This window comes from Rhodoferax sp. XS2R6 (assembly GCF_056521365.1).
Genome location: NZ_JBWMAY010000002.1, coordinates 236,581 through 248,612, shown reverse-complemented (window position 1 = coordinate 248,612; position 12,032 = coordinate 236,581). Strand labels below are relative to the sequence as shown.

The following is a 12,032-nucleotide window of genomic DNA, read 5'->3' as shown; positions in this document are numbered from 1 at the left end:
GATTCAGCTATAAATCGAGCAGCTACAAAATCTAGGGAGAAGAAATGTCCGCCTGGCTCAGTTTGTCTGTCTCGTTCATCGCGTTGATAGTTTCAGCCATTACCGCTTGGCTAACCCTCTTCCGAAGAGGTCAGCTGATGATGACCCAACCCACCGTGGTGTTCTTTGGCCCTGACGGATCGGCATTTGATAGCGGCAAGAGTAAGGTCTATTTGCGGACATTGCTGTATTGCACAGCCAAGCGGGGCTTTGTCCTTGAAAGCCTTTTTCTTTCTCTGCAGCGCAATGAGTCCAAACAAAATTTCAATATTTGGGTTTACGGAGAGAAAGGAAGTCTGAAGCGAGGCAGCGGGCTATTTGTTCCTCAAGATGGCGTTACGTTTGACCATCATTTCTTGCTCCCAGAAGATGGCGCGGACTTTCCCTTTCTCGCTGGTGCGTACACACTCAAAATATTCGCAAAAGCAGTTGGTCAGCAAGCACCGTTCGAATTAATGGAGGTCAAAGTTTCCATTGGCGAAGGACACGCGAAGTCCCTCTGCGAGCCTCGCACTGGCATTTACTTTGACTGGGGGCCAGACCAGCAAACCTACCATCCGCACATTCAAACGCGCCACACTGAAACTCCAGATATGAAGAATTTCTTGAAACTCATTGAAACGCAACGCACAACTTAGTCCGTCCTATACCCAGCCCCATTGCTGAGGGTGGGTATATCGATTCGCTTCAGTTCGCCACCGTAAAGCGCTTCTGGATGTGCTTCGGTGTTTCGATTTCATCGACGATAGCCACTGCCATGTCTTCCACCGAAATGCTGCCCGGTGCGCCGCCTTCGGCCCACAGCGGGGCGTCGGCGCCCACGCGGTATTGGCCGGTGCGCACGCCGGGGTTCAGCAGCATGGCGGGGGACAGGAAGGTCCAGTCCAGCGTGGTTTCTTTCTGGATCAAGTTCAGCGCGTCACGTGCGGCACCCGCGGCCACTTTGTATTCGGCGGGGAACTCGGGGGTATCGACCAGTTGCACGCCAGGCGCCACAAACAGGCTGCCTGCGCCGCCCACCATCAACAAGCGCTTCACGCCCGATTGCTTCACGCCCGCAAAGATGGCGTGCGTGGCTTGCAAAAAGATCTCGGCAATCTTCGGTTCAGTCCAGCCAGGGTTGTAGGCGCTGATGACGGCGTCGTGGCCGGCCGCGGCCTTGGCCACTTGGGCGGCGTCTAGCGCGTCGGCGGCCACCACGGTCAGGCCGGTTTGGGCGGCCAGCTTGCCGGGGTTGCGGGCCAGCACGGTGACCTGGTGGCCACGGCTCAGCAGTTCTGCCAATACGGGGGTGCCTACAAAGCCGGTGGCGCCAATCAGAGCGATTTTCATAACAAAACTCCTGAAAAAAAGGAACGGGAAACAGAAGCCGCTAGTGTGATTACTTCACAACCATCTGAATAGGCGGTAAATTTCGCTTTCACTGTGAAGTAAAACTAACAAACCAAGCCTTAATCCATGGACCAACTCAAACGTATGGCGGTGTTTGCCGAGGTAGTGGCCAGTGGCTCGCTCAGTGCGGCGGCCCGCCAGTTGGGCATGACGCCCTCGGCCGTGAGCCAGCACCTGCGCCAGCTGGAGGCTGCGCTGGGCCTGGCGCTGCTGCACCGCTCCACCCGCAAACTCACGCTCACCGAGGCCGGGGCGCGTTATGTGGAGGGCTGCACCGCCATGGTGGCCGCAGCCCGCGCGGCCGACCAGGCGCTGGAACACCACCGGGATGAACCCGAAGGCGAGTTGCGCATTGCCGCACCGATTGGGTTTGGTGGCCTGCTGGCCACGGCCCTGGCACCGCTGCGCAACTTTCCCAAACTCAGCCTGCGGCTGCTGATGGACGATGCGCTGGTGGACGTGATTGCGGAGCGGGTGGACATTGCGGTGCGCGTGGGCGGCCTGCCGGATTCCAGCCTGGTGGCCCGCAAACTGGGCACGCTGCGCGCCCAGCTGTGCGCATCGCCCGCCTACCTGGCCGCCCGCGGCTGGCCCCAGCACCCTGCCGACCTGGCCCGGCACGACTGGCTAGGCGGGCGCCCGCAGGCCGCGGGGCAAGAACTGCTGCAGTTGCACAGCAGCGACGGGCAAGTGGCGCGCGTGCAAGTCACCTCCCGGGCGTCGGCCACGCAGGTGACGGCACTGCACTCCTTGTGCGTGGCGGGCTGGGGCATCAGCATTGTGCTCAGCGACGACGACCGCCGTGCCCTGGCCGATGGCCGCCTGGTGCCGGTGCTGCCGGACTGGAGCCCACCGGACTACGAGGCCTACGCCATCACGGCACGCCGCGGCGAACAGCCCGCCAAGGTGCGCCACGCGCTGGCGCTGCTGGTCCAGCACTTTGCCACGCTGGAGCCCAAGACCGCTTAACCCTGCAGCAACTGGCGCAGCACAAACGGCAAAATGCCGCCCGCACGGTAGTAGTCCACCTCGATCGGCGTGTCCACACGCAGCGTCAGCGTGACCTCTTGCGTAGAACCATCAGCACGTGTGATGCGCAGCGTGGCGTCACTCTGCGGCGTGAGATTCGCATCAGGGATCACGTCAATGCGCTCATTGCCCTTGAGGCCCAGCGACTGCCAGGAGTCTGTACCCTTGAACTGCAGCGGCAGCACGCCCATGCCGACCAGGTTGGAGCGATGGATGCGCTCAAAACTCTTGGCCACCACGGCCTTGATGCCCAGCAGCTGGGTGCCCTTGGCCGCCCAATCGCGGCTGGAGCCGGTGCCATATTCCTCGCCTGCAAAAATCACCGTGGGCACACCGTCGGCCATGTACTGCATGGCAGCGTCGTAGATGAACATCTTGTGACCAAGGTCCGGGCCGTCGTGCTGGTAAATCGTCACACCGCCCTCTTCGCGCGAACCGGCAGCGTCGGCGGGAATCATCAGGTTCTTGATGCGCACGTTGGCAAAGGTGCCGCGCATCATCACGTCGTGGTTGCCGCGGCGTGCGCCGTAGCTGTTGAAGTCGGCCTTTTGCACGCCATGCGCCAGCAGCCACTGCCCGGCCGGCGAGCTTTCCTTGATGGAGCCTGCGGGCGAGATGTGGTCAGTGGTGATGGAGTCACCAAACAGCGCCATGATGCGGGCACCCTGCACCGAGGATTCAGTGCCATTTAGGCCTGTAGCACCCGTACTACCTGCGCGAGCAGCTACTGAATCCATAGCAAAATCGGCGAAGAACGGTGGCTCGGCAATGTAGGTACTGGTAGGCCAGTTGTAGGCCTGACCGGCCACGCCCTTGATCTTGTCCCACAGCTTGCCGGGCTCGGTCTTCACCTTGGCGTAGTTCTCGCGGAAGGCCTTACCCTTCATCGCAAACTTCAGCAGCTTGTAGATCTCGTCGCTGGTCGGCCAGATGTCGCCCAGGTACACGTCTTTGCCGCCCTTGCCTTTTCCCACCGGCTCGGTCATCAGGTCGCGGTTGACCGTGCCAGCGATGGCGTAGGCCACCACCAGCGGTGGGCTGGCCAAAAAGTTGGCTTTCAAGTTGGGGTGAATGCGTGCCTCGAAGTTGCGGTTGCCCGAGAGCACGGCGGCGCAAATCAGGTCATTGGTGGTGATGACCTCGTTCAGCTCGGGCGTCAGGTCGCCCGCGTTGCCGATACAGGTGGTGCAGCCGTAGCCCGCCACTGCAAAGCCCAGTTTTTCGAGGTACGGCAGCAGGCCAGCCTCGGTCAGGTATTCGGTGACGATGCGCGAGCCGGGCGCCAGGCTGGTCTTGATGTGAGGCTTGACCTTGAGCCCGGCCTCCACCGCCTTCTTGGCCAACAGGCCCGCGGCCAGCAGCACGCTGGGGTTGGAGGTGTTGGTGCAGCTGGTGATGGCGGCAATCAACACGTCACCGTTGCCGATGGTGAGGTCCGAGCCGCTGCCTGCGGCCACGGCCGTGGTAGCGGTGTTGGGCGCATGGTTGGCCGCCAGCGTGGGTTTGTTGCCTTCCATCTCCACCACCTGGCGTGGCGCGCCCGGCGGTGTGGCGGGCGCCTTGGGCACTTTGACATTCAGTGGCTCGTCCCAGGTACGCGCCAGATGACGCGTGTGGAACACGGCGGCGCTCTGGTTGAAGCCGTTTTCAGCATTGGGCTTGGAGAACAACGATTCAAACTGGCTGGCCACCTTGCCCAGCTCGATGCGGTCTTGCGGGCGTTTGGGGCCGGCCAGGCTGGGCGTCACATTGCCCAGGTCCAGCTTCACCACTTGCGAGTAATCGATGTCACCTGATTTGGGTACACCAAACAGGCCCTGCGCCTTGAAGTAGGCCTCAAAGGCTTCCATCTCCGGCTTGGTACGGCCGGTGCCCGCGAAGTAGTCCATGGTCTTTTCGTCCACGGGGAAGAAACCCATGGTGGCGCCGTACTCGGGTGCCATGTTGGCAATGGTGGCGCGGTCTGGCAGTGCCAGTGTGCGGGTGCCTTCGCCATAAAACTCAACGAACTTGCCCACCACCTTGTGTTTGCGCAGGATTTCGGTCACGGTGAGCACCAGATCGGTGGCGGTCACGCCTTCGCGCAGTCGGCCAGTCAGCTCAAAGCCCACCACGTCCGGTGTCAAGAAGTACACCGGCTGGCCCAGCATGGCGGCCTCGGCTTCAATGCCGCCGCAGCCCCAGGCGACCACGCCGATGCCGTTGATCATGGTGGTGTGGCTGTCGGTGCCCACCAGGGTGTCGGGGTAGTACACGTCTGCCTTGGTCTTGTGCACGCCGCGTGCCAAATATTCCAAATTCACCTGGTGCACGATGCCAAAGCCGGGCGGCACCACGCGGAAGGTGTCAAAGGCCTGCATGCCCCATTTCATGAACTCATAGCGCTCGCGGTTGCGCTGGAATTCCAGCTTCATGTTCAGGTCCAGCGAATTCTTCTTGCCGTAGTGGTCCACCATCACCGAGTGGTCCACTACGAGGTCCACAGGCACCAGCGGCTCAATGCGTTTGGGGTTCTTCCCCAGCTTGATCGCCACGCTGCGCATGGCGGCCAGGTCAGCCAGCAACGGCACGCCGGTAAAGTCTTGCAGCACCACGCGGGACACGACAAACGGAATCTCGTTGGTGCGGTGGCCCGTGGGGCTCCAGTTGGCGACTTCGGCCACATGCTCGGCCGTCACTTTCTTGCCATCGCAGTTGCGCAACACACTTTCCAGCACGATGCGCATGGACACCGGCAAGCGGCTCACATTGGGAAATTGCTTGGCCAGCGCGGGCAGCGAATAGAACTTGCCGGCCTTGCCGGACGCGGTCTTGAAGTTCTTGAGGGTGGAGGCGAAAGCGTGGGGCATGGGACTCTCCTGTAGCGGGATGGCAAAAGGCACTGCGACCATTGTGGCGCGATTGCATTACACGTGCAGTGCGGGCCGCTTCAAGCCCGCACGATTTCAGAGAAATTGGCGCCTTCAGCTGTCCTGCTTCACCACAATGCGAGCGTGGCGCTCAAAGGTCCAGTACGACCAGGCCCAGTCAATCATCACGACCAGGCGGTTGCGAAACCCGATCAGGAAAAACACGTGGATGAACAGCCAGAACAGCCAAGCCGGAAAACCGGTGAAGCGCAGCTGGCCCAGCAGCGGCACGCCCACATCGGCCACCGCAGCCTTGCGGCCAATGGTGGCCAGGTCGCCGTAATTGACGTAGCGAAACGGCAGCCCGGCCAGCCCCTGCAGGCGCCGCACAATGTTGGCGGCTGCAGTGCGGCCCATTTGTTTGGCCCCCGGTGACACGCCGGGCACGGGAGCGGGGTCTTTGCCGGGCACATGGCTGAAGGCGGCCGCCAAGTCCCCCACCACACTGATCTCGGGGTGACCCGCCAGGCTCAGGTCGGGCAGCACTTGTACGCGGCCCGCCCGGTCCAGCGTGGCACCCGTGGTGGTGGCCACCAGCTTGCCCAGCGGCGACGCGGCCACGCCGGCCGCCCAAACCACGGTGGCAGCGGCGATGCGCTGGGTTTGCCCGCCCTCTTCCACCGTAATGCCTTGCGCATCGATGTGCGTGACACGGGCACCCAGCCGCACCTCCACGCCAATTTTCTCCAGCTGGCGTTGGGCGCTCTCACTCAGCGCCTGCGGGTAGTTGCCCAACACACGTGGGCCGCCCTCGATCAGCAACACACGCGCCTTATGGGGCTGGAAGCGGCGGAACTCCCCTTTCAGCGTGTGGCGCGCAATCTCCACCATGGTGCCCGCCATTTCCACGCCGGTGGGGCCGGCACCAATCACCACCGAAGTAAGCAAGGCACCCCGCTCGACAGTGGGTGCGTCCACGGGCAGGCTTTCGGCCTTTTCATAGGCCATCAACATCTGGCGGCGGATGACAAAGGCGTCCTCCAGGGTCTTGAGGCCGGGGGCATGGGCCGCCCAGTCGTCATGGCCAAAGTAGCTGTGGGTGGCGCCTGCGGCCACGATCAAATGGTCATACGGCAGGGTTTGGCCGTCGCCCAATTGCACCGTGCGCTCCTGCGCGTCCAGCCCCGTCACCTCAGCCATCAGCACGGTCACGTTGGGTTGGCGGCGAAAGATACGGCGTATCGGTTCGGCAATCGCCGGGGCGGTGAGACCCGCAGTGGCTACCTGGTAGAGCAGCGGCTGGAAAAGATGGTGGTTTTGCCGGTCCACTACCGTGATGTCCACGTCGGCGTGGCGCAAGGCTTTGGTCGCCTCCAGCCCGCCAAAACCACAGCCGATGATGACAATGCGCGCACGCGCTGCAGAGGTTGAGGTCGTCATGACCCCATAGTAGCAGCGGCCGTCAGCGCGACTTGAAGACCCGGAAATTGACGCCGTCGGTGCTGGCGATCATCCAGGGGCGCCCGTCGGGCGCCACGGCCAGGTAGCGGATCTGTGTCACCGCGGGCGAGGTCATCACCAAATCCCACTGCAGGCTGGCCGCATTCCAGCGCAGCAGACGCGGTGCACCACCCTGCAAACCGATGGCAAACACCGAGCCGTTGGCGCCCGAGGCCATGCAACCCGGCACCGCCCGATCCGAGGCCGGGAAGGTCGGGCACAGCGTGACGCCGGCCGGCGGCGGGCGCTCGAAGAAGGCGTTGTTGAGGTATTGGAAGGCGCGGCGCGTGAAGGGGCTGTTGGTGTCCGAACGCACCAGCCACACCGCCCCGTTGGGCTCTACGGCCATCGCGTCTTCGTTGCCAGGCAATTGGAAGGGGGCCACTACAAACTGGCTGCTGGCCGGGTTGTAGCGGTACAGCGTGCTCTCTTGCACGCCAGCACCACCGGTGTCCGGCCCCATCACGTAAATGCTGCCGTCGGCCAGCGTTGCCAGATCGAGCCAGCGCTTGGTAAAGGCGGGCAGCGGCACATCGCTGATGCCCAGCGCGGCCACGCCATTCACGGCCTGCCAGGCATTGTTCTTGTAAGTCCAGATTCCGCCGTTCACCGCGCCGTTCACCGGGTGCCGCCAGATCCACAGGCTGTCGGCCTGGCCAATGGCAATCCCGTCGAATTCACCACCGGGGGTCATGGGCAGGTTGCCGGGCACAAAGGCCTGCTGGGCTGCGTCATAGGCCACCACCGCCCCGGCCCCAGTGCCGCGGGCGGCCATCACCTTGCCACTGGCACCGATGCCGATGGCATGGATCGCCACGGCGGGCCCCATGCCTTTGTAAGTCACTTCGTCAAACAACAGCGTGCTCGAGAAAGTGAACGGTGACACCGCGGTGGTGGTGTTGACCGGCGTGCTGGGGGTAGCAGCGGCGGTGAGGTCGTCGCGGTCTTCCTTGCGGTTGAACAGCGCGCTGGCCCAGACCTCGGTGCCATTGCGCACCACCCAGGGTTTGCCGCCGGGGCCGATGGAGACAGCCACCACGCCCATCAGGCCGGTGCGGTCCCAGCGGTTGTCACGGGCGTTGAAGGACTGCAGGTTGCCGTCCAGGTCCACGGCCAAGAGCGTGCCCTCGGGACCAATGGCAATCTCTTTGGCGCGCAGCGCCTGGCGCTCGCAGGGCTGCACATCGCAGCGGTAGACCCAGTCGTCACGAATGGTCCAAGGCCGGCCAGACGGATCCAGCGCGAGCTTCTTGCCCTTGGGGGCCGGGTCGTCCAGGCGCGGCGGCATCACCTTTTCAAACGTATCCTGCGCCGGTTTGTACAGGTAGAGCGACTCGTCGCTGGCCGCAGCCATGACCGTGCCATTGCAGGCCACCGCCACGTCGCGCGCCGTGAAAATGCTGCGCACCAGCAACCACTTGCTGCCATCGTGACGCCAGACTTCGCCCTTGGCGGTCACACCCCAGGGCTTGCCATCCGGCGCGATGGCAATGCGCTGCATTTGCCCCGGAAAGCTGCGAAAGCGCTGGCTCAGGTTGCGCCACTGGGCCAGGTTGCTGTCGGTGTCCACCACCATCACATTGCCGTCTTTGCCGATGGCGATGTGGCGCGCTGCGCCTTGCAGCTGGCGGAAGTCGGCCTGCCGAAAATCGGGCGCCCGTCCACCCACGGCCGCACTGCACTCGCCGCCCGACACCGCCGCCTCTTCAAAGAGGGACGAGGCATAGACCTCGCCGCGCGGGTTCACCACCCAGGGCTTGTCACCCGGCCCTGCGGCAATGGCCACCGCCTCGGTAGTGATGGATTCCCAGCGTTTGAGGAAGTCGTCATAACGTGCCGGTGTGCGGTCCTTGCGCACCACAAACACCGTGCCTTCTGGACTGATGGACAGGTCGGTGGCCTCCACGCCTTCGTGCGGCTGCCAGGCACCGTCTTCATAACTTTGCACCTGCCCTTCACGCGTCAGCACCCAGGGCACATTGGACGAGCCCACGGCCAGGCGCACCGCATTGCTGGGCGCCAGCAGCGAGAGCCAGCCACCCTGCGGGTCCCAGTAGGCGGGGCTGCCGTTGGGCAACAAAATCCACGCAGCCCCCTGCGGCGTGATGGCAACGTCCAACGCCTGGCCGGTTGCTTCAAGCCACTGGGAGCCGCGCCAGTTGTAGATGCGGCCCTGGGCCGTGACCGCCATGGCGTTGCCCGACGGGCCCACGGCAATGCGTTCGAAGGTGCCGGGCAGGCGCTGCCAAAGGTCTTTGCCCTTCCACTGCCAGACCTCACCGTCCGGCCCCAGCGCCATGACCTGGCCCTTGGCTGCGATGCTCAGCGTCTTGGCCCGGCCCTGCACCCGCCGCCAAACGTAGCTGCGCGAGAACACGTTGGACTCCACCGCCGGTCGGTTGGCCTTGGCCGGGTTGCCGGTGTCGTTGGTAAAAATCTGGCCATCGGGGGTGGCGATCCAGGGTTTGTTGTCAGGCCCCGCGGCCACTAGCGAGGCCACGGCCAAGAGAGGCGACCAGGCGCCCACAGCGGCGTTCCAGCGCAGCGGCTGCTGCGCGGTGCTGACCATGAAAGCGCTGTTGCGCACCCCGGCTGAAATGTCCTGCGCCTGGCCCGGCAGGCGCACCCAGGCGCGGCCGTCGTAGTGCTGCAGCGTGGTGTCGCGCAGCACCACCCAGGGCAGGTCGCGGTCGTCCACATCGACCCGCGCCACACCGGCTGGTGCACCCGCTACAGCCACAAATCCCTGGCGCGCATCCCAGCGCAGCAGCGCTCCATCACGCGTAGCCAGGTAGGCCTGGCCCATGGAGCCCACGCCCACATCGGCGGCGGCGGGGCTCATCACCGCCTGCCAGAAAGTTCCGTTGTAGCGCCAGGCCAGCCCCTGCGCATCCAGTGCCCAGGCACTGCGTTCGCTGGCCGCGTCGATGCGCGCAAACACACCCGGCAGGTTGACCCAGCCACTGGCCGGCCCGGGGCGGCGCATCCACACCAGTCCCTCCGGGTCGAGTGAAAAGGCCGCACCGTCGGCGCCGACCGAAAGGTCGATGGCGTTGCCGCGCAGCGCGGTCCAGGCCAGGCGCTCGGCCACCACGGGCGCGGTGGCTTCTGGCGAAGCGGGCTTAGCCTGGGTCTGGGCGAACGCGGGCTGCCACAGGCAGCACAACAGAACAAATAAAAGGTGCTTCACACCAGGGCCGCATCAGTAGTACAGAAAGCGGACAGCGGCGCGCAACCGGTCTTCCGTGGTTTCTATGCGTTTCCACGAGGCGGCGATGTCACCGGTGCGGAACTCGCGGTACAACGTGCCACTCTCCAGCGCCTGGGTGATCTCGCCCACGTTGGGGGTGGGCTTGAACCAGGGCTTGTACTTGTCTTCAAACTCGGCCATGGCCACCTCGCTGGGCGTCATGGTGGCGCGCTCGGCGGCAATGTCGGCCTCGGCGCGGTTGGTGTACTGGGTACGCCGCGGCGTGAGCAAAATCAGCACCGACTTGTAGTAGTCACGCGTCACGTTGCGCGAGAACAGGTACTGCACGATGGGTACGTCTTGCAGCACCGGCACACCATCACGGTCCTTGGTCTGGTCGCGCTCGGACAGGCCCGAGAGAATCAGCGTTTCGCCAAATTTCATGACCACATTGGCGTTGACCATGGTCTTGTTGGTGTCCAGCCGGAAGTCGAACTTCACACTGGTGCTGGGGATGGCCAGGAAGGTACGCTCGGCCACCACATTGAGCTTGATCAGGTTGTCGGGCAAAAACTCAGGCGTGACGGAGAGCTTGACGCCCACTTCCTTCTGGATCTGCACCGAGCTGCCCTGCCCGCCCGATACCGCAGCGCCCACGATGTCCTGGCCCGAGAAAAAGTTGGACGGCAGGTTGCCCAGTGCCACCAGCGTGGGCCGGGCCAGCACTTCATTTCGCTTGGCGTTGGCGTTGGCGATGTTGAGGCTGTAGGTCAGCGCCGGCACCTGAATCAAGCGCGTGATGACGCTGCTGTTGGTACCGGTAGAGTTGCCAGCGTTGATGTTGTCCGTCGTGCTGCTGCTGGTACCGGTGCTGGAAAAAGCGGGCGTCTGGGTCAGCGGGTTGCCAAACTGGATCTTCAGGCCATCCAGCAGGTTCACGCCCATGGCCTGGGTGTTGTCTTCTTCGGTGCTGATGATGCTCACGTCCACCACCGCCATTTGTTTTTCCACAAAGCCGGTACCACCGGCCATGCCTGGCATGCCTTGCATACCGGGCATGCCCTGGACACCCGGTTGCAATGCAGCACCGTAGGGGTTGACTGCCGCGCCCGGGAAAGCAGCGTTGCCGGTGCTGCCGGGGAAGGCGCCGCCCGCCGGGGCCGCGCTGCTGCCAGAGCCAAAGGGAAAGCCGCTGCGGGTTTGCGTCTTGATCATGCCCGCGCGCTGGTAAGAGCGCAGCCAGGAGTCCACGCGCACTTCAACCTGCTTCACGTCTTCAGCCCCCACCGCCGCCTTGCGCAGGCGGGTGAGGTAGTTTTCAGCCTCCACCTTGTTGTTCAGTGAAGCCGCCACGATGGCGGAGGCGCGCAGCACGGTCGGGTCTTCGGGGCGGGTGTCCATCAGCGTGCGCAAGCCCTCCAATGCAGCGGCAGCCACTTTGGGGTCACGGTCGTAGTAGGCAGCCACGGCCAGGTCGTACAGCAGCTCGGGCTCGTTGCCCGCATAGAGCGCGGCATCGGCCAGGCGCTGCTTGGCCTTGCCAAAGTCGCGCTGCTGCATGGCCAGCAAACCGCTGTAGTAGCGGGCCAACCAATTGGACGCATCAAACTGTGTGGCCATCTCAAAACCCTGCTCAGCCAGCGCAAACAAGCTGCTTTCGCCACTCAGGCCCCGCATCTGGTAGGCCACGCCATTCAGAAAGTGCAGGTAGGAGTTGGACATGTCGGTCTTGACCGCCAGGTTGAACAGGTCCGAGGCCTTCTTAAAGTCCTTGGCATCCAGCGCCTTGATGCCCTCGGCCGCCAGCATGCGTGGTGCGGTGGTGAGTTTGTCCTTGGGGATGCTGCTGTACAGGTTGGTCCTGGGCTGTGCGTTGGTCAGCGGGCTTTCCTGCTCGCTCTTGGCCAGGCTGCCCATAGATTCGCAGCCGACCAGCCCAACCGACACCAGCACCGACAACAAGGTGGTCGCACTGCGCACCGGAAAAGCCATGCGACGGTTGGAAACAAAGGGGGTGGGGTTCATGGTCAAAG

General features: G+C 63.7%; 7 protein-coding genes. 2 read left to right on the top strand and 5 right to left on the bottom strand.

Annotated elements, in window-relative coordinates; genetic code table 11:
* Nucleotides 1–44 precede the first annotated feature (44 nt).
* Nucleotides 45–677 carry a hypothetical protein gene (locus AC097A_RS07690; RefSeq protein ID WP_479620383.1) on the top strand — a complete coding sequence of 211 codons (633 nt, stop codon included), beginning with the start codon at nucleotides 45–47 and terminating at the stop codon, nucleotides 675–677.
* Between the two features lie 49 nt (nucleotides 678–726).
* Here AC097A_RS07690 and AC097A_RS07685 read toward each other — a convergent pair whose 3' ends face one another.
* Entirely contained in the window at nucleotides 727–1,371 is a 645-nt protein-coding gene (locus AC097A_RS07685; RefSeq protein ID WP_315479989.1) for an NAD(P)H-binding protein, read from the bottom strand.
* Nucleotides 1,372–1,497: 126 nt separating this feature from the next.
* Between AC097A_RS07685 and AC097A_RS07680 the strand changes: the two genes are divergently transcribed.
* Nucleotides 1,498–2,400 (top strand): LysR family transcriptional regulator, encoded by a 903-nt coding sequence (locus AC097A_RS07680; protein ID WP_315479988.1) that lies wholly within the window; start codon nucleotides 1,498–1,500, stop codon nucleotides 2,398–2,400.
* Here AC097A_RS07680 and AC097A_RS07675 read toward each other — a convergent pair.
* From AC097A_RS07675 to AC097A_RS07660, 4 genes are all read right to left on the bottom strand, one after another.
* Entirely contained in the window at nucleotides 2,397–5,309 is a 2,913-nt protein-coding gene (locus tag AC097A_RS07675) for an aconitate hydratase (RefSeq protein WP_479620382.1), read from the bottom strand. The genes AC097A_RS07680 and AC097A_RS07675 overlap by 4 nt on opposite strands.
* A 114-nt stretch (nucleotides 5,310–5,423) precedes the next feature.
* A complete protein-coding gene (locus AC097A_RS07670; protein WP_479620381.1) occupies nucleotides 5,424–6,749 on the bottom strand; it encodes an NAD(P)/FAD-dependent oxidoreductase in 1,326 nt (441 codons plus the stop codon).
* A gap of 22 nt (nucleotides 6,750–6,771) precedes the next feature.
* Entirely contained in the window at nucleotides 6,772–9,999 is a 3,228-nt protein-coding gene (locus AC097A_RS07665; protein WP_479620380.1) for a tectonin domain-containing protein, read from the bottom strand.
* A 12-nt stretch (nucleotides 10,000–10,011) separates the two neighbouring features.
* On the bottom strand, nucleotides 10,012–12,024 hold the full coding sequence (locus AC097A_RS07660; RefSeq protein WP_479620379.1) for a hypothetical protein: 2,013 nt from the start codon (nucleotides 12,022–12,024) through the stop codon (nucleotides 10,012–10,014).
* Between the last annotated feature and the right edge of the window lie 8 nt (nucleotides 12,025–12,032).